Annotated in this window: 16 protein-coding genes; 8 read left to right on the top strand and 8 right to left on the bottom strand. The window is 67.0% G+C overall.

What is annotated here, in order from left to right:
- Positions 1 to 28 precede the first annotated feature (28 nt).
- The 8 genes from AC1KAT_RS04885 to AC1KAT_RS04920 all read left to right on the top strand — a co-directional run bounded on the left by AC1KAT_RS04885 (position 29) and on the right by AC1KAT_RS04920 (position 6,742).
- Entirely contained in the window at positions 29 to 649 is a 621-nt protein-coding gene (locus tag AC1KAT_RS04885; protein ID WP_480323357.1) for a hypothetical protein, read from the top strand.
- Entirely contained in the window at positions 646 to 1,182 is a 537-nt protein-coding gene (locus AC1KAT_RS04890; RefSeq protein ID WP_480323359.1) for a TlpA family protein disulfide reductase, read from the top strand. Before AC1KAT_RS04885 ends, AC1KAT_RS04890 begins: the two co-directional genes overlap by 4 nt.
- A 148-nt stretch (positions 1,183 to 1,330) precedes the next feature.
- A complete protein-coding gene (gene aroQ, locus AC1KAT_RS04895) occupies positions 1,331 to 1,789 on the top strand; it encodes a type II 3-dehydroquinate dehydratase (protein ID WP_480323361.1) in 459 nt (152 codons plus the stop codon).
- Between the two features lie 61 nt (positions 1,790 to 1,850).
- The gene (gene accB, locus AC1KAT_RS04900) at positions 1,851 to 2,324 is read left to right on the top strand and encodes an acetyl-CoA carboxylase biotin carboxyl carrier protein (protein WP_480323363.1); all 474 of its coding nucleotides are present in this window, start codon (positions 1,851 to 1,853) and stop codon (positions 2,322 to 2,324) included.
- 12 nt (positions 2,325 to 2,336) lie between these two features.
- Complete coding sequence (accC, locus tag AC1KAT_RS04905) at positions 2,337 to 3,686, top strand: acetyl-CoA carboxylase biotin carboxylase subunit (protein ID WP_480323365.1); 1,350 nt, start codon at positions 2,337 to 2,339, stop codon at positions 3,684 to 3,686.
- 10 nt (positions 3,687 to 3,696) lie between these two features.
- Entirely contained in the window at positions 3,697 to 4,599 is a 903-nt protein-coding gene (prmA, locus tag AC1KAT_RS04910) for a 50S ribosomal protein L11 methyltransferase (RefSeq protein WP_480323367.1), read from the top strand.
- A gap of 105 nt (positions 4,600 to 4,704) precedes the next feature.
- A complete protein-coding gene (locus AC1KAT_RS04915; protein ID WP_480323369.1) occupies positions 4,705 to 5,766 on the top strand; it encodes a zinc-ribbon and DUF3426 domain-containing protein in 1,062 nt (353 codons plus the stop codon).
- Positions 5,767 to 5,836: 70 nt separating this feature from the next.
- A complete protein-coding gene (locus AC1KAT_RS04920; protein WP_480323371.1) occupies positions 5,837 to 6,742 on the top strand; it encodes a carbohydrate kinase family protein in 906 nt (301 codons plus the stop codon).
- 105 nt (positions 6,743 to 6,847) lie between these two features.
- On the opposite strand, the gene AC1KAT_RS04925 is transcribed toward AC1KAT_RS04920, so the two are convergent.
- The 8 genes from AC1KAT_RS04925 to AC1KAT_RS04960 all read right to left on the bottom strand — a co-directional run bounded on the left by AC1KAT_RS04925 (position 6,848) and on the right by AC1KAT_RS04960 (position 17,600).
- Positions 6,848 to 7,321, bottom strand: coding sequence for an energy transducer TonB (locus tag AC1KAT_RS04925; RefSeq protein WP_480323373.1), 474 nt, complete (start codon positions 7,319 to 7,321; stop codon positions 6,848 to 6,850).
- Between the two features lie 253 nt (positions 7,322 to 7,574).
- Positions 7,575 to 8,042, bottom strand: coding sequence for a histone H1-like DNA-binding protein (locus tag AC1KAT_RS04930; protein WP_480323375.1), 468 nt, complete (start codon positions 8,040 to 8,042; stop codon positions 7,575 to 7,577).
- 269 nt (positions 8,043 to 8,311) lie between these two features.
- Positions 8,312 to 9,523 (bottom strand): ribonucleotide-diphosphate reductase subunit beta, encoded by a 1,212-nt coding sequence (locus AC1KAT_RS04935; RefSeq protein WP_480323377.1) that lies wholly within the window; start codon positions 9,521 to 9,523, stop codon positions 8,312 to 8,314.
- A gap of 233 nt (positions 9,524 to 9,756) precedes the next feature.
- Entirely contained in the window at positions 9,757 to 12,660 is a 2,904-nt protein-coding gene (locus AC1KAT_RS04940; protein ID WP_480323379.1) for a ribonucleoside-diphosphate reductase subunit alpha, read from the bottom strand.
- A 648-nt stretch (positions 12,661 to 13,308) separates the two neighbouring features.
- On the bottom strand, positions 13,309 to 13,953 hold the full coding sequence (gene ampD, locus AC1KAT_RS04945; RefSeq protein ID WP_480323381.1) for a 1,6-anhydro-N-acetylmuramyl-L-alanine amidase AmpD: 645 nt from the start codon (positions 13,951 to 13,953) through the stop codon (positions 13,309 to 13,311).
- The gene (locus AC1KAT_RS04950) at positions 13,901 to 15,469 is read right to left on the bottom strand and encodes a sigma-54-dependent transcriptional regulator (protein ID WP_480323383.1); all 1,569 of its coding nucleotides are present in this window, start codon (positions 15,467 to 15,469) and stop codon (positions 13,901 to 13,903) included. Before AC1KAT_RS04950 ends, ampD begins: the two co-directional genes overlap by 53 nt.
- Positions 15,466 to 17,355 carry a sensor histidine kinase gene (locus AC1KAT_RS04955; protein WP_480323385.1) on the bottom strand — a complete coding sequence of 630 codons (1,890 nt, stop codon included), beginning with the start codon at positions 17,353 to 17,355 and terminating at the stop codon, positions 15,466 to 15,468. Before AC1KAT_RS04955 ends, AC1KAT_RS04950 begins: the two co-directional genes overlap by 4 nt.
- Positions 17,352 to 17,600, bottom strand: coding sequence for a PP0621 family protein (locus AC1KAT_RS04960; RefSeq protein WP_480323387.1), 249 nt, complete (start codon positions 17,598 to 17,600; stop codon positions 17,352 to 17,354). Before AC1KAT_RS04960 ends, AC1KAT_RS04955 begins: the two co-directional genes overlap by 4 nt.
- Positions 17,601 to 17,605: the final 5 nt, after the last annotated feature.

A 17,605-nucleotide genomic window follows, 5' to 3' on the forward strand; every position in this document is an offset into this window, starting at 1 on the left:
CGGCGGTCCGCGTTTCTAGAATCCGCCGATGGGCCACAACATTTCATCCCTCACTGCCGAACTGGCGAGCACCGCCGCCCGGCTGATCGTCGAAGAGGGCATGGAATACGGCCCGGCCAAACGCCGTGCCGCCAAGGTGCTGGGTCGCGGCCAGGTGCGCAGCGCCGAGTTGCCTGACAACGACTTGGTCGAAGACGAAGTGCGGGCCTACATCGAACTCTTCTGCGCCGACACGCAGCCGGCCGAGTTGCGTGCACTGCGCGAGGTGGCCGCACTCTGGATGGCGCGGCTGGGCGAGTTCCGCCCCCACCTCACCGGCGCAGTCTGGCGCGGCACGGCCACCCGGCTGAACACGGTGCACCTGCAGCTCTTCTGCGACGACTCGAAAGAGGCCGAGATCGAGTTGCTCAACCAGCGCGTCAACTACGACGTGGGCCAGCTGAGCGGACCGCGCGGCGAGCCGATCGACGTGCTCGCCATCAGCAGCTTCAGCCCAGCCCTCAATGAAGAAGTCACCGTGCACCTGTCGGTGCTCGACCACGACGACCTGCGCGGCGCCCTCAAACCCGACCCGCGCGGGCGCACCGAGCGCGGCGACCTCGCCGCCCTGCGCCGCCTGATGGACGCCGACCTGGACGCCGCCCCGTGAAGCGCCGCGCCTGGGTCACCGTCGGCGTGGCGGGCGCGGCAGCCGCGGCCGGCGCGGGCTTCGGCTGGTGGCGCCACCAGCAAGCGGGCGCCGATCCGATGGCGCTCGACGGTCAGGGCGACGCCTTCTGGCCCCTGCGCTTCGAGCGGCCAGAAGGCGGCGAGCTGGCCGCCCTTGAGCTTCGCGGTCGCCGCCTGCTGGTCAATTTTTGGGCCACCTGGTGCCCGCCTTGTGTCGAAGAGCTGCCCTTGCTCGACCGGTTTCAGCGTGCGCAGCAGGCAGCAGGCTGGCAGGTGCTGGCCCTGGCCATCGACCGGGCCGAGCCCGTGCGCGGATTTTTGGCCAAGCGATCGCTCAGCCTGAGCTTCGCGCTGGGCGGCCCGCAAGGCTTCGAATTGATCCGCCAACTGGGCAACACGGCGGGCGGGTTGCCCTTCAGCGTGGTGTTCGACACCCGGGCCCGGCTCGTCCACCGCAAGCTCGGCCCTGTCACAGATCAAGACCTGGCGACCTGGGCAGCCACCACGGCCTGAACCCGCTGCGAAAGGCGGCTCGACGGCCGCATCTGCCGCCTACCACAGGCCCGCGCAAAGGCTGCGGTCAAAATTTTCGCTTCCTGCTTCCATCGGACCCTAAAACGCGTAAAGTGCAGCCTTTTCGTTTTGGCTCATCTGCGCCGGCATGAAAGTCCTCGTCCTTCACGGCCCCAACCTCAACCTGCTCGGCACTCGCGAGCCTGAGGTCTATGGCGCGACGACTTTGGCGCAAATCGATGCCGAACTCGCAAAAATCGCGGCCGATGCCGGGTCCAGCCTGACGAGCTTTCAGAGCAACCACGAAGGCGCGCTGATCGACCGCGTGCAGGCTGCCCGCACCGACGGCACCGAATTCATCGTCATCAACCCCGCCGCGCTGACCCACACCAGCGTGGGCCTGCGCGATGCACTGGCGGGTGTGGCGATTCCGTTCATCGAGGTGCATCTGTCGAACGTGCACCGCCGCGAACCGTTTCGGCACCACTCGTATTTCTCGGATCTCGCCGAAGGCGTGATCGTTGGTCTTGGCGCGAACGGCTACCGCCTCGCGCTGCAGCACGCCCTCGCGCGTGACACGGGGAGCCGCCCGACCGCGGCGGCCTGACCCGGCCCGGCCGCACCTGCTGCGGTCGTGCGAACAAACAAATGACAGGAGTTGGAACCTCATGGACCTGCGCAAGCTGAAGACGCTGATCGACCTGGTGTCTGAATCGAACATCTCCGAACTCGAAATCACCGAAGCCGACGGCAAGGTGCGCATCGTCAAGTCGGACCCGAACGCCGCCGCCCCCGTGGTGTACGCCCAGCCCAACCAGGTGCCGATGGCCGCCGCCCCGGCGCCCACGGCCGCCGCGCCCAGCGCCCCCGCCGCGCCGGCCGCCGTCGAAGCGCCGGCCGCCCCGGCCGGCCACACCGTGAAGTCGCCGATGGTCGGCACTTTCTACCGCTCGTCGAGCCCGGGCTCGAAGGCCTTCGCCGACGTGGGCACCGTGGTCAAGGAAGGCGAGCCGATCTGCATCATCGAAGCGATGAAGATCATGAACGAGATCGAGGCCGACAAGTCCGGCACGGTGACCCAGATCCTGTGCCAGAACGGCCAGGCGGTCGAATTCGGGCAGCCCTTGTTCGTCATCGAATAAGGCCCCACGCCCATGTTCAAAAAGATCCTCATTGCGAATCGGGGAGAAATCGCTCTCCGGATTCAGCGAGCCTGCCGCGAGATGGGCATCAAGTCCGTCGTCGTCTATTCAGAAGCCGACCGCGAGGCCAAGTACGTGAAGCTGGCCGACGAGGCCGTGTGCATCGGTCCGGCGGCCTCGGCCCAGAGCTACCTCAACATGCCGGCGATCATCTCGACGGCCGAGGTGACCGATGCCGAAGCGATCCACCCGGGCTACGGCTTCCTGTCCGAGAACGCCGACTTCGCCGAGCGTGTCGAGCAGAGCGGCTTCGTCTTCATCGGCCCCACGCCCGACGCCATCCGCACGATGGGCGACAAGGTTTCGGCCAAGCAGGCCATGATCAAGGCCGGCGTGCCCTGCGTGCCGGGCTCTGAGGGCGCACTGCCCGAAGACCCGAAAGAGATCATCAAGATCGCGCGCGCCGTGGGCTACCCGGTGATCATCAAGGCCGCGGGTGGCGGTGGCGGGCGCGGTATGCGCGTCGTGCACACCGAAGCCGCACTGATCCACGCCGTGCAGACCACGCGCGCCGAGGCGGGTGCCGCCTTCGGCAACCCGCAGGTCTACATGGAGAAGTTCCTCGAGAACCCGCGCCACATCGAGATCCAGATCCTCGCCGACGAGCACAAGAACGCCGTCTGGCTGGGCGAACGCGACTGCTCGATGCAGCGCCGCCACCAGAAGATCATCGAAGAAGCGCCGGCGCCGGGCATTCCACGCCGCGTGATCGAGAAGATCGGCGACCGCTGCGCCGCTGCGTGCAAGAAGCTCGGCTACCGCGGGGCGGGCACCTTCGAGTTCCTGTTCGAGAACGGCGAGTTCTATTTCATCGAGATGAACACGCGCGTGCAGGTCGAGCACCCGGTGACCGAGCTGGTCACGGGCATCGACATCGTGCAGATGCAGATCCGCGTGGCGGCCGGCGAGAAGCTGCCCTTCACGCAACGCCAGATCGAGATGCGCGGCCACGCCATCGAGTGCCGCGTGAATGCTGAAGACCCGTACAAGTTCACCCCGTCGCCGGGGCGCATCACCACCTGGCATGCGCCAGGCGGCCCGGGGGTGCGGGTGGACTCGCACGCCTACACGAACTACTTCGTGCCGCCGAACTACGACTCGATGATCGGCAAGATCATCACGCACGGCGACACCCGCGACCAGGCGCTCGCGCGCATGCGCATCGCGTTGTCCGAGACCGTGGTCGAGGGCATCCTCACCAACATCCCGCTGCACCGCGAGCTGATGGTGGACGCGAAATTCGTCGAAGGCGGCACCAGCATCCATTACCTGGAAGGCTGGATGGGCCAACACAAGCGCTGAGCACACGCCGATGGTCGAACTGCTGCTGCTCGCCCCGGAAGACCTGGTCGAGCCCGTCTCCGATGCCTTGATGGACGAGTTGGACGCGTTGTCGGTCTCGGTCGAAGACGCCGATGCCGACACCGACGCCGAGCACGCGCTGTTTGGCGAGCCGGACATGCCGGCACCGGCGCCAGGGTGGCAGCGTTCGATCGTGAAGGCACTCTTCACCGACGAAGACAAGGCCACCGAAGCGGCCACGCTGCTGCTGGCGCAAGACTGGGCGAAGGACGTGCACGTGCAGTCGCTCAGCACGGTGCCCGACGAGGACTGGGTGCGGCTCACGCAGTCGCAGTTCGCGCCGGTCGAGATCACGCCGAGCTTCTGGATCGTGCCGAGCTGGCACAAGCCGCCCGCGCAGGCAAAGCAGGTCATTCGCCTCGACCCGGGCCTGGCCTTCGGCACCGGCACGCACCCGACCACGCGCATGTGCCTGCGCTGGACGGCGACCTACGCAGCAGCGCACGGCGAAACCTGGACCCGCGTGCTCGACTACGGCTGCGGCTCAGGCATCCTCGCCATCGGTGCCGCCCTGTTCGGCGCGACGAACATCGACGCGGTGGACATCGACCCCGCCGCCGTCGAATCGACGCTCGCCAACGCGCAGGCCAACGGCGTCACGCTGAACGCCGGCCTGCCCGAGGCGGCCATCCGCGCCTACCCGCTGGTGCTGGCGAACATCCTCGCCACGCCGCTCAAGCTGCTGGCGCCGCTGCTGTGGTCGCACGTGGCGCCGGGCGGCCACCTGGTGCTGGCCGGCATCCTCGAACGGCAGGCCGACGAGTTGAAAGAAGCCTACGCGCCCTGGTGCGAGTTGCACGTCAGCGACAGCGAGGACGGCTGGATCCTGATGACCGCGCACCGGGCCCGCTGAACTGCATGGACAATTCGCGTCCATGAGTCACCGACGCCCCTTGCTGCGCTCGCGGGCCGCGCCCGAGCCGGCCCGGCTGTCGTGCGCCGCGAACGGGGGGCGCCCATGAGCCTGGCCACCCGCTGCGTCAATTGCGGCACCGTCTTTCGCGTCGTCCAAGACCAGCTCAAGGTCTCTGAAGGCTGGGTGCGCTGCGGCCGTTGCGACCAGGTCTTCAACGCCATCGAGGGGCTGTTCGACCTCGAACGCGACGCGCCACCCGGCTGGAAGCCACCCCCCGCCCCGCCCTCGCCGCCCGCCGTCGAAGCGGCTGCCGCCTTCACACCGCCCGAAGACCCGCCGCAAGACGATGACGACATCTTCGACCTGAGCGAAGACGACCGCATCCACTCGCGCTTCTTCCAGCCCGAGCAGGCCGACGTCGAGTACTCACCCGCACAGAGCGTGGCCGCGCGCGACCGCGTCGAATTCGCCGAGGCGCGGTTCAACGAAGACCTGCTGGCCGAGTCGGACGAGGCCGAGGCTGGCGCCGCCCTGGCCCGCCAGGCGAAGGCCGAAGCTGCGAAGGCTGCCGCCGTCAAGGCCGCCGCCCGGCAGGTCAAGAGCAAACCCAAAGCGAAGGCCAAACCGGCAGCAAAGAAGCGCGGCGAAGCCGAGCCCGAGTTTCTGCGCCAGGCCAAAGAACGCGCCCGCTGGAGCAGCACCGGCGCCCGACTCACGCTGGGCTTCATGAGCCTGCTGCTGGTGGCGGCGCTCGGCGCGCAGTTCGCCATCCACCAGCGCGACTGGGTGGCCGCGCGCTGGCCCGCCGCGCGCCCGTGGCTGAGCACGGCCTGCGGTTGGCTGCATTGCCGCATCGAGCCCTTGCGGCGCATCGCCGAGATCACCGTCGAGAGCAGTTCGCTCGCACCGGCCAACAGCGGCGCCGCGTACCGGCTGTCGCTGTTGCTGCGCAACCGGGGCGAGCTGCCGCTGGCCCTGCCGTCGATCGACCTCACGCTCACCGACGCAGCGGGGCAGTTGGTGGCGCGCCGTGCGCTGTCGCCCAGCGACTTCAGCGTGAGCAGCACGGTGATCGCGCCGAACGCCGAGACACCACTGCAGCTGCTGATGAGCGCCGAAGGCAAGCGCCTGAGCGGCTACACGGTCGAAGTCTTCTACCCCTGAACCCTGTTCGAACTTTCACCGGGCTGCGCGAAGGCGGGCATCGGTCCATCCCTCTTCACTGGAGCACACCATGTCGGCGCTGATTTGCGGGTCCCTCGCTTTCGACACCATCACCACCTTTCCGGGGCGCTTTGCGCAGCAGATCCTGCCGGAGCAGGTGCACATCCTGAACGTGTCCTTCCTTGTGCCCACGCTGCGCCGCGAGTTCGGCGGCTGTGCCGGCAACATCGCCTACACACTCATGCAATTGGGCGGCGAGCCGCTGGTGATGGCCGCGTTGGGCAACGACGGGCAAGACTATTTGAAGCGCTTCGAGACCTGGGGCGCGAGCACCGAGTTCGTCCGCGTGATCGATGACAGCTACACCGCGCAGGCGATCATCATCACCGACACCGACAACAACCAGATCACCGCCTTCCACCCCGGCGCGATGGGCTCGGCCCACCTCACGGCGGTGCCGGCACGCAGCGACATCCGCGTCGCCATCGTCGCGCCCGATGGCCGCGACGCGATGATCCAGCACGCCGAGCAACTGGCCAGCGCGAAGATCCCCTTCATCTTCGACCCGGGCCAGGGCCTGCCGATGTTCGACGGCGCCGACCTCAAGCGCTTCGTCTCGCAGGCCACCTGGGTGGCCGTCAACGACTACGAAGCCAAGATGCTGTGCGACCGCACCGGCGAGTCGCTCGAATCGCTGTCGAAGTCGCACCTGAAGGGCGTCATCGTCACGCTCGGCGCGAACGGCTGCGAGCTGTGGCAAGACGGCGTGCGCACGCACATCCCGGGTGTCACCGCCACCGAAGTCGTGGACCCGACCGGCTGTGGCGATGCCTTCCGCGGCGCGCTGCTCTACGGCCTGGAGCGTGATTGGGACCTGCCGCGCTGCATCGCGCTCGGCAACCGCATCGGCGCCCTGAAGATCGCCTGCCGCGGCGGACAGAACCACGCCATCGACCGCGCCAGCCTCGGGCTGTGAGGCGGCACGCGCCGGCCGGCACATCCACGGTCCGGCACGAAGCAAAAGGCGGCCAACACGGCCGCCTTTTTCGTGGGTCTCGGTCTCGGCGCCGAGAGGCCGGGCTCACTCGCCGAGCTGGCCCTCGCTCAGCGTGTCGAGCTGGAAGCGGCCGCTGCGGTCCATCAACCAGGTCTCGGTGTAGGCCACCGTGCCACCCGGCAGGCGCGAAGGCGCCGGCAGCGGCGACACCCGGCGGATCATCTCGCGCACGGCGGCCGTCACCTCGGGGGCATGCGTGGGCGCGCGCAGCACGTTGATCGCCGTCGGGCGCCCTTCGCCATCGAGCACCGTCTCGACCACGACGATCGCGTGTACCAGCGGCGGCAGCTTGCCCTTGTAGATGCGATGCGGGTACGCCTCGTAGATGTGCTTGGCCCCATCGACGCGGTAGCCCTTGAGGTCCAGCGCCTCGGACATCTTCGGTCCGCCGCCCGGCACGGGCGAGGCCACGAAGTTCACTTCGGCGGCGCTCACCGGCGCCGCCCACATGGCAGCGCCCAGCAGTGCCACCACCCAAACCCCTGCTCTCTTGGTCATCGCACACCCCCAACGGCGCCCCATGCGTCGAGACCAATGTAGAAAGCTCGCTTCGTCCGCCGCAATGAACTAAATCACGGCCAAGGGGGAGCACGCGGGTGGCCTTCGGCGGACAAGTCGCCGCGCCGTGCGGTGTGTCGCGCTTTCAGCGATTGCGAACCGGCACCGACGGTGCCGACCTAAGGCGGGCCGAAACCGGAGCGCCATAAAAAAACCCGGCCGAAGCCGGGTTTTGCGCCAGAGGCGGAGCCGATCAGGGCTTGTTGCCCGTCGGGAAGGGCCACGCAGCCGCGGGGCTGAGCGACGTCTTCGCAGCCGGGGCCGCAGGCTTCGCAGCAGGGGCAGGGGCAGGGGCAGCGGCGGGCTTCGCAGCAGCCTTCTTCGCAGCCTTCTTCGCAGCAGCCTTCTTGGCGGGGGCCTTCTTCGCAGGGGCCTTCTTGGCAGCGGCCTTCTTCGCAGGCGCCTTCTTGGCGGCAGCCTTCTTCGCAGGCGCCTTCTTGGCGACGGCCTTCTTCGCCGGAGCCTTCTTCGCTGCGGCCTTCTTCGCCGGGGCCTTCTTCGCCGCGACCTTCTTCGCCGGAGCCTTCTTGGCCGCAGCCTTCTTCGCCGGAGCCTTCTTGGCCGCGACCTTCTTCGCCGGGGCCTTCTTCGCCGCGACCTTCTTGGCCGGGGCCTTCTTCGCTGCCGCCTTCTTGGCCGGAGCCTTCTTTGCAGTTGCCATCACATTTCTCCTTGATCAAGTTGAAAGAGCACTGTCTCAGGCCGACGCGCGCGCCGCCCCTCGACAGTTATTCATCGCCCGAAGGTCTGCCCAGGAGGGGCGCCCCGATGCGATGAATCTGAGAAGAGAACATGCGCCGAAATCGCCGCACATCCTCTTGCGCCTCACGGCCGCCGCTTCTTTTTGTCGGCGATCGCGCGAGCCGCGAATCTTGATCCGTCACACATGACTGGCCGCTGCTGCGTGGCAGCGAGCTTCAGTCCCAAAAATCAGTCCCAGGAAAGCGCGCCACCCGATTGGTATTCGATGACGCGCGTTTCGAAGAAATTGCGTTCCTTCTTCAGGTCGATCATTTCGCTCATCCACGGGAACGGGTTTTCCTCGTTCGGGAAGAGCTCTTCCAAACCGATCTGCGTGGCACGCCGATTGGCGATGTAGCGCAGGTAGCCCTTGAACATCGACGCGTTCAGACCCAGCACGCCACGCGGCATGGTGTCTTCGGCGTAGCGGTATTCGAGCTCGACGGCCTTCATGAACAAGGCCTTGATCTCATCCTTGAACGAGGCCGTCCAGAGCTGCGGGTTCTCGAGCTTGATCTGGTTGATGAGGTCGATGCCGAAATTGCAGTGCATCGACTCGTCACGCAGGATGTACTGGTACTGCTCGGCCGCACCGGTCATCTTGTTCTGGCGACCGAGCGCGAGGATCTGCGTGAAGCCGACGTAGAAGAACAGGCCTTCCATCAGGCAGGCGAAGACGATCAGCGACTTGAGCAGCGTCTGGTCGTTCTCGGTGGTGCCGGTGTGGAAGTGCGGGTCCATGATCGCGTTGATGAACGGGATCAGGAACTCGTCCTTGTCACGGATCGACTGCACCTCGTGGTAAGCGTTGAAGATCTCGCTCTCGTCGAGGCCGAGCGATTCAACGATGTACTGGTAGGCGTGGGTGTGGATCGCCTCTTCGAAGGCCTGGCGCAGCAGGAACTGGCGGCATTCGGGGGCCGTGATGTGCCGGTAGGTGCCCAGCACGATGTTGTTGGCGGCCAGCGAGTCGGCGGTGACGAAGAAGCCGAGGTTGCGCTTGATGATGCGGCGCTCGTCTTCGCTCAGGCCGTTGGGGTCTTTCCAGGTCGCGATGTCGCGCGACATGTTGACCTCTTGCGGCATCCAGTGGTTGGCACAGGTGGCGAGGTATTTCTCCCAGGCCCACTTGTACTTGAACGGCACCAACTGGTTGACGTCGGTCTTGCCATTGATGATGCGTTTGTCGGCGGCGTTGACACGGTGCGTGTCGCTCGCTTGCGCAGAAACGCTTTGCACGGGAGCCGCAACGAACGGGGTCGCTTGAGCAGCGGCTTGCACGGCAGGAATGTCAAAGACGGGAGGCGGCGTCACCGCACGCGCTTGAGTCGGCAGGCTGCTCGGCGCGGAACTCGTCTTCGGAGATGTCGAGGGTTGAAGGTCTTCTTCCCAAACCAGCATGGTGTATTTCCTGTGCGGACGAATTATGAGAGTTGTTGTGTTGGAACACCAAGCACTTATTGACATTCAGCGCGGTTCGCTGTTGCGGTGTCGCATCGCATTTCGAGCGATCGAACAGCGCGTGTCGCGTGTTCGATCGTCGTGTTCACATGCGTTGCGCATCGCATTCAGCAAGGGCCCGCGCTCATGTCGTGTGCGTCGTTCCGTCGATCACTTCGACAGCGGCGTGCGACTCACTGACAGGCTTCGCACGTGGGGTCGTCGATTGCACAGAACTTGATGTCGGTCGCAGGTTCCTCGACCACGACAGATGCGGCTTGCGCTGACACCGCCGCGGCGCCACCGCCGACAGCCGCGCCGCTCGACACCGAGTTCAACTGCCCCGCTTTCACCGTGGATTTTTCAGTCTGCGAAGCGCTGATCGTGCGCAGGTAGTACGTGGTCTTCAGGCCGCGCACCCAGGCGAGCTTGTAGGTCTCGTCGAGCTTCTTGCCCGACGCGCCGGCCATGTAGATGTTGAGCGACTGGGCCTGGTCGATCCACTTCTGGCGACGCGAGGCGGCTTCGACCAGCCATTGCGTTTCGATCTCGAAGGCGGTGGCGTACAGCGACTTCAGGTCTTCGGGCACGCGGTCGATGCGACGCAGCGAACCGTCGAAGTGCTTCAAGTCCATGACCATCACGTCGTCCCACAGGCCGAGCTTCTTCAGGTCGCGCACCAGGTACTCGTTGATGATCGTGAACTCGCCCGACAGGTTCGACTTCACCGACAGGTTGCCGAACGAAGGTTCGATCGAGGCGCTGACGCCGATGATGTTCGAGATGGTCGCGGTCGGAGCGATCGCCACGCAGTTCGAGTTGCGCATGCCGTGCTCGGCGATGCGGCCGCGCAGCGTGTCCCAGTCGAGCGACACGCTCTGGTCCACCTCGACGTAACCGCCCCGCGCTTCGGCCAGCAGCTTCAGCGAGTCGAAAGGCAGGATGCCGCGGTCCCACAACGAACCGCGATAGCTGCTGTAGCGGCCACGCTCGGCAGCCAACTCAGTCGAGGCCCAGTAGGCGTAGTAGCAGACAGCTTCCATCGAGCGGTCAGCGAACTCGACCGCTGCCGGCGACGCGTAGGGCGTGCGCAGTTCGTACAGCGCGTCCTGGAAACCCATGATGCCCAGGCCCACCGGGCGGTGGCGCAGGTTCGAGTCGCGCGCCTTCTTCACCGCGTAGTAATTGATGTCGATCACGTTGTCGAGCATGCGCATCGCGGTGGCGACGGTCTTCTTCAGCTTGGCGTGGTCGATGACCTTGGCGCCATCGGGGCCGTCCGTCAGGTGGTGGACCAGGTTCACCGAGCCGAGGTTGCAGACGGCGATCTCGGTCTCGCTGGTGTTCAGCGTGATCTCGGTGCACAGGTTCGACGAGTGCACCACGCCGACGTGCTGCTGCGGCGAGCGCACGTTGCAGGCGTCCTTGAACGTGATCCAGGGGTGGCCGGTCTCGAACAGCATCGAGAGCATCTTGCGCCACAGGTCGGTGGCCTTCATCTTCTTGAAGAGCTTGATCTCGCCCGAGGCAGCCTTGGCCTCGTAGAGGGTGTAGGCCTCTTCGAAGTCACGGCCGAACTTGTCGTGCAGGTCGGGGCAGGTCGAGGGCGAGAACAGCGTCCACTCGCCGTTTTCCATCACACGGCGCATGAACAGGTCGGGAATCCAGTTCGCCGTGTTCATGTCGTGCGTGCGGCGGCGGTCGTCGCCGGTGTTCTTGCGCAGCTCCAGGAATTCTTCGATGTCCAGGTGCCAGGTTTCGAGGTACGCGCAGACCGCGCCCTTGCGCTTGCCGCCCTGGTTCACGGCGACGGCCGTGTCGTTGACGACCTTCAGGAAGGGCACGACACCCTGGCTCTTGCCGTTGGTGCCCTTGATGTGCGAGCCCAGCGCGCGCACGTTGGTCCAGTCGTTGCCCAGGCCGCCGGCGAACTTGCTCAGCAGCGCGTTTTCTTTCAGTGCTTCGTAGATGCCGTCGAGGTCGTCCGACACGGTGGTCAGGTAGCAGCTCGACAGCTGCGAGCGGCGCGTGCCGGCGTTGAACAGCGTCGGCGTGCTCGACATGAAGTCGAACGTGGACAGCACTTCATAGAACTCGATGGCGCGCGCTTCGCGGTCGATCTCGCCCAGCGCCAGGCCCATGGCCACGCGCATGTAGAAGGCCTGCGGCAGCTCGATGCGTTGTTCGTCGATGTGCAGGAAGTAGCGGTCGAACAGGGTCTGCAGGCCGAGGTAGTCGAACTGCATGTCGCGGTCGGCCTTCAGCGCGGCGCCCAGCTTGACCAGGTCGAACTGCAGCAGCTTCTCGTCGAGCAGTTCGGCTTCGACGCCCTTCTTGATGAAACCCGGAAAGTAATCGGCGTAGCGCGTGTGCATCTCGGCGTGCAGCACCTCTTCGCCCAGAATTTCTTTGCGGATCGTGTGCAGCAGCAGGCGGGCCGTGGCGCGCGTATAGCCCGGGTCTTTTTCGATCAACGTGCGCGCGGCCAGGATGGCGGCTTTGTGCACTTCATCGATCGGCACGCCGTCGTACAGGTTGCGTTTGGTCTCGGCCATGATCGGCGCGGCCTTCACGTCGGCGCCGAGGTCGGCGCACGACGATTCGATCAGCGTCTGCAGGCGGCCCAGGTCGAGCGGCACACGCAGGCCCCGGTCGGTCACCATCAATTGGGGCTCGGCTGCCACCGCCGGCGTGCCCTGCTTCGAACGCTCTTGCGAGCGGCGCTCGCGGTACAGCACGTAGGCGCGCGCCACTTCGTGGTGGCCGCCACGCATCAGGCCGAGTTCGACCTGGTCTTGCACGTCTTCGATGTGGAAGGTGCCACCGCCCGGGCGCGAGCGCAGCAGCGCGCGCACCACCGACTCGGTCAGGCCATCGACCGTTTCACGCACGCTGGCCGACGCGGCGCCCTGCGTACCGTGCACCGCGAGAAACGCTTTCATCAGCGCGACCGCGATCTTGTTGGGTTCGAAGGACACCACCGCGCCATTGCGGCGGATGATCTGGTAGCCCTGGAAGGCAGAGCTGGCGGGCGTGGCGCTGGCGGGGCGCGCAGTTTGGGTGGGGGCCGTTGATTGCGTCGTGGTGGCGGTTTGCATGAATTCCCCTCTTGTCGTCGGTTTCGGTGGCAGGTGAAAGCGTTGTTCGGTCAAGCTCATCCGGATTCGTTCGGGTGGGGTTCTGGTTCGCGCTTTTCGTTCACGGGGTGCAAAGCCAAATCACAACGCCGCTACCGCCCTGGGGGCCGCATGGAGAGGTGAAGGGTTGAGGCTTTCACGCTCGCACCGCCGGTGGGATGCACGCATCGATCGCGTGTTCGGCCGGGGCGGAGCCGGAATGAAAAGAAGCGGACAGAACCACCTGGCCCGAGGGCACCGACACCTCACCGTCGCAGCGGCGGGCCCGAAAAACGGGGCAGGTGTCGTGGGCTTGAAGCACGGTGTGTCTGAGCCGGAAGGATAGCACGCCGGACACTATATCTGGGGGTTCGAGCCCCTTCAAGCACTACAGATAGCGTGCAGAGCACCACACCGAAAGTGAACACGGGTTCAGCTTCTCGAAGCTCGCCGATGGTGCGACGCGTCAGATGGCGTGCAGCGGGCATGGGCCCACGCCGCGCTTGAAGTGGACCCCTCGCAGGCCCGTGGACACACGCTTTGCGCGTGCTTTTCGCCTGCAGACCGCGCCAGCGCTTGCGCACGCGCTGCGCCTCCATCAAGACCCCGTCGGGTGACTACCGCGCCTTGTCAGCTTCGCGTCAGCACACGTTCGGGAAAGCACTGAGGCGGCCACCCCAACGCGGTCACGAGGCGCGGCCATTCGAAGCCCTCGCCGGGGTCTTGTTTGCGCCCCGGCGCGATGTCTTCGTGCCCGGCCACGGCCACCAGCGGGTAACGATGCGACAGCACCTGCACCGTCTGCGCCAGCCGCAAGTACTGCGCGGCTTCGAAGCGCTCGCCCTCGAGGCCTTCGAGTTCGATGCCGATGGCGTAGTCGTTGCAGTTCTCTCGCCCGCGCCAGCACGAGCGGCCGGCATGCCAGGCCCGCGCGTCGCACGAGACGAATTGCACCAGCTCGCCGTCGCGGCGGATCACGAAATGCGAGGAGACCTCCAGGCCGCGGATCTGCGCGAAGTAGGGATGGGCGTCCCAGTCGAGGCGGTTGGTGAACAAGCGCTCGATGGCGTCGCCGCCGTATTCGCCCGGCGGCAGGCTGATCGAGTGCACGACGACCAGCGACACCTCGGTGCCCGCGGGGCGCGGACCGAAGTTCGGCGACTCGCAACGCCGTGCGTCGCGCAGCCAGCCATGCTCGTCGATGGGTGACACGGTGGACGGGTCAGGACTCGCCGCGCGGCTCGGTGTCGGGCGCGTCGGAGTCGCCTCCGACATGCACGCCCAGCCGCGCCATGCGGTAACGCATCTGCCGCAGCGACAGACCCAGGCTGGCGCCCGCGGCGGTGCGGTTGTAGCGGTGACGTTCGAGCGCGCGTTCGAGCACGTCGCGCTCGATGTCGTCGAGGTAGGCGGCAAGATCGGTCGGCAACGGGGCCGGGCCGCTGGGCACCTCGGCCAACGGGGGGGGCACGACAGCGGCCGACATCGCGCCGAGCGGCGACATCACCTCTTCCGTCGTGATGTCGTCGTCGAGCAGCGCCTCTTCCGGCAGGGCCAGGTCGTCGGCCGAGATCAGCTCGCTGCCGCTCAGGGCCACGGCACGGTGCAAGAGGTTTTCAAGCTCGCGCACATTGCCGGGAAAGCGGTAGCGGCTGAGGTGCAGCAGCGCCTCGCGCGTCAGGCGCGGCGGGGGCGAGATGCCCGCGTCGCCGGCGATGCGGTCGAGCACGCGGTCGCAGATGGCAGGCAGGTCTTCGAGGCGCGCGCGCAGCGGCGGCACGCGGATCTGGATGACGTTGAGCCGGTAATACAGGTCTTGGCGAAAGCGTGCCGCCAGCACCTCGGCGTTCAGGTCTTTGTGCGTCGCGCTCAAGATGCGCACGTTGACCGGCAGCTCGCTGATCGCGCCCACCGGCCGCACCGACCGCTCTTGGATCGCGCGCAGCAGCTTGCTCTGCATCGACAGCGGCAGGTCGCCGATCTCGTCGAGAAACAGCGTGCCGCCGTTGGCCGCCTGGAAGAAGCCTTCGCGGTCTTCGGCGGCACCGGTGAACGCGCCCTTGCGGTAGCCGAAAAACTCGGCTTCGAGCAGGTGTTCGGGGATGGCCGAGCAGTTGACCGCGATGAAGGGCTGGCCGCAGCGCGGGCTGACCTCGTGGATGGCGCGGGCCACCAGTTCCTTGCCGGTGCCCGACTCGCCATTGACCAGCACCGGCGCCATGCTGCGCGCGACCTTCTCGACCAGCGCGCGCACCTGCTGCATCGCGGCCGACTGTCCCGCCATGCGCGAGAGGGCGACGCTGACGGGCGCCGCCGGGGCCGCCGCCGGGGCTGCGGCGGGCGCACCGGCCGGCACGGCACCGAAGACGGTCTCGGACGGCAGGCTCGACGGCACCATGGTCGGCACCGTGGCCGGCCCGCGCCCCAGCGCCGAGGCCACCACCGCGCGAAACTGCTTCAGGTCAACCGGCTTGGTGAGGTAGTCGTAGGCCCCGGCCTTCAGCGCCTCGACGGCGTTCTCGGCCGAGCCGTAGGCCGTGATGACGATCGCCTTCTCGCGCCGGTTGGTTTCTTCGAGGCGTCGCAGCAAGTCGAGGCCAGTGCCGTCGGGCAGGCGCATGTCGGTGATGACGGCGCTGTAGGTGCGGTCTTTCAGGTGCAGCAGCGCATCTTCGACGCTGCCGGCGGTCTCGACGTCGTAGCCCTCGCGCAGCAGCGTCAACTCGTACAGGGTGCGCAGGTCGGGTTCGTCATCGACGACGAGCAGGCTGAAGTGCGAAGGCGATGTCATGCGTTGAGGTGAAGTCTCGCTTCGCCGGTGTCCGCCGCCAGGAGCGGCGCGCGCCGCATGGCGACAAAGAACTCGTTGCGGTTGGTCTCGCTGTTTGCACGAAGCCGGTAGTCGATGCGGGCACGGTAGCGCTCGCAAAGTTCGCGGCAAATATACAGGCCCAGGCCCGTGCCACGGCTGCGCGTCGAGAAGAACGGTTCGAAGAGGTAACGCTCGACTTCAGGCGGGATCGGCTCGCCGTCGCTGCACACGCTGAGCACCACGACCAGGTCGTCGCGCGCGTTCACGCTCACCCGCACCGCGCCGGGCCCTTTGCTGCCGTGGCGATGGGCGTTGTCGAGCAGGTTGACCAGCACGCGGCGCAGGTGGTCGGGGTCGAAGATGGCGCCCAGCGGCTCGTCGGGAATGTCCACCCGCAACGCGCTGTGTTCACCCAGTGGCAGGTTCGTGGTGCGGGCCCATTCGCTGCATACCGCCGCCGCCAGGCCGCAGACGTCCAGGGCGCCGGCCTCTTGCACATCGCCCGGCGCCACTTCCATCACGTCATCGACGATGCGTTTCAGGCGCTCGACGTTGTCCGACACCATGCGGGTCAGCTGGCGCTGGCTGGCCGTGGTGGCGTCTTCGGCCATCAGCGCGTTGGCCTGCGAGATGGCGGCCAGCGGGTTGCGAATTTCGTGCGCGATGCCGGCCGACACGCGCCCCATGGCCGCGAGCTTTTCCTGGCGGATGCGTGCCTGCAGGCTGCGCACGTCTTCGATGAACAGCACACACAGTTCTTCACTCTTGTCGGGCCCGCGACGCCGCGTGAAGCGCACGCGCAGGCGCAACGTGCGCACCAAGCCGTTGTCGAAACGCAAGGTCACATCGCGCCCGCCCTCGGGCCACAGCCCCTCGGCGAAGGCCCGCTCGACCGACTTGACGAAGGCGCTCCAGGCCTCGACCTCGTGCAGGTGGAACGGCGCCTCGTGAAACATCCCTTCTTCGACCAGCAGCGCGCGCGCCGCGGGGTTGGCAGTGCGCACCCGGCCGCGCTGGTCCACCACGAGCACGCCCTCTTGCATCTCTTCGATCACCAGCCGGTTGAGTTGCGCCTGCTGTCGCGCCAACTCCAGGCTGCCCCGGGCGGTGAGTTCTTCGCGCGCCAGCCGGCCGGCGAGTTCGCCCGCCAGCAAGGTGATGACGAAGAAGCCCGCGCCGGCCAGCCCTGCCTGCGTCAGCAAGGCGGAGCCGCCCTCCCCCGACGCCACCGCCAGCCAGGTGCCGCCGAGCAGCGCCAGCGACACCAGCGCCGCCGTGGCCAAGGCGAGCATGCGCGGTGTCAGCACGCCGGCCATCAGCACCGGCATTGCCAGCAGGGCGACGTAGTTCAGGCTGGCCGAATCGCCGAACAAGTGCAGCGAGATGAAGCAGGCGATGTCCACCCCGATGGTGGCCAGGTACTGCCGGGCGCGCAGCCGGGCGCGACCGTCCAGCGAACGCGACCCGCGCAGACGCGGCAGCAGCCACATCGAGATCGACCAGGCCGAATAGAACAGGCTGATGCCCATCACCGGCCACGAAGGAACGGTCGCGAACAGCGTCGCCACCACCACCGCCACCGCGAGCGACAGCCCCAGGGCGGCACGCGCTGCGATGAAGGCGCTGTAGATGCGGTGGAAGGCCGTCTGGCCGGCGCCGATCAGGCGGCGCGCCTGCCGCGACAGGAAGCGCGAATCGGCCTCATCGGAGGGCTGGGGCCACCCGGCGTCGTAGCGCGAATCTTCGTCGGCGAACTGCTGGGTGTCCGACGACACGCCCAGGGCGCCGAACCACGACTCGTAGGGCTTGCGCCCGCGCCGCGCGGCCGTGCGGCGGTCGGCTTCCGGCGGCGGTGTGGCGGTCATGGCTGCGGTGGCAGCTTCTCGTGCGCCAGCCGATGCTGCTCGCTGCAGTACACGGCGTTGTCGTTGACCGTGGCCTCACCGCGCGGCAGGTGCACGCCGCAGTGCACGCAGGCGACCATTTCGTCACCGGTCACGGCCTTGGGCGGCTCATCGGCCGGAGGCGGCACCGACGGGCCCCGCCGCAGGCTGCGATACGCCCACACGACCAACAGCACGAAAGCCGCCAGAAAGATCAACCGGATCATCGTCG

This window comes from Piscinibacter sp. PDB5-1, from assembly GCF_056676035.1.

Coding starts and splice junctions, on each gene's coding strand:
- AC1KAT_RS04885 (WP_480323357.1), top strand. CDS start 29: ATGGGCCACAACATTTCATCCCTCACTGCCGAACTGGCGAGCACCGCC.
- aroQ (WP_480323361.1), top strand. CDS start 1,331: ATGAAAGTCCTCGTCCTTCACGGCCCCAACCTCAACCTGCTCGGCACT.
- accB (WP_480323363.1), top strand. CDS start 1,851: ATGGACCTGCGCAAGCTGAAGACGCTGATCGACCTGGTGTCTGAATCG.
- accC (WP_480323365.1), top strand. CDS start 2,337: ATGTTCAAAAAGATCCTCATTGCGAATCGGGGAGAAATCGCTCTCCGG.
- prmA (WP_480323367.1), top strand. CDS start 3,697: ATGGTCGAACTGCTGCTGCTCGCCCCGGAAGACCTGGTCGAGCCCGTC.
- AC1KAT_RS04915 (WP_480323369.1), top strand. CDS start 4,705: ATGAGCCTGGCCACCCGCTGCGTCAATTGCGGCACCGTCTTTCGCGTC.
- AC1KAT_RS04920 (WP_480323371.1), top strand. CDS start 5,837: ATGTCGGCGCTGATTTGCGGGTCCCTCGCTTTCGACACCATCACCACC.
- AC1KAT_RS04925 (WP_480323373.1), bottom strand. CDS start 7,321: ATGACCAAGAGAGCAGGGGTTTGGGTGGTGGCACTGCTGGGCGCTGCC.
- AC1KAT_RS04930 (WP_480323375.1), bottom strand. CDS start 8,042: ATGGCAACTGCAAAGAAGGCTCCGGCCAAGAAGGCGGCAGCGAAGAAG.
- AC1KAT_RS04935 (WP_480323377.1), bottom strand. CDS start 9,523: ATGCTGGTTTGGGAAGAAGACCTTCAACCCTCGACATCTCCGAAGACG.
- AC1KAT_RS04940 (WP_480323379.1), bottom strand. CDS start 12,660: ATGCAAACCGCCACCACGACGCAATCAACGGCCCCCACCCAAACTGCG.
- ampD (WP_480323381.1), bottom strand. CDS start 13,953: ATGTCGGAGGCGACTCCGACGCGCCCGACACCGAGCCGCGCGGCGAGT.
- AC1KAT_RS04950 (WP_480323383.1), bottom strand. CDS start 15,469: ATGACATCGCCTTCGCACTTCAGCCTGCTCGTCGTCGATGACGAACCC.
- AC1KAT_RS04955 (WP_480323385.1), bottom strand. CDS start 17,355: ATGACCGCCACACCGCCGCCGGAAGCCGACCGCCGCACGGCCGCGCGG.
- AC1KAT_RS04960 (WP_480323387.1), bottom strand. CDS start 17,600: ATGATCCGGTTGATCTTTCTGGCGGCTTTCGTGCTGTTGGTCGTGTGG.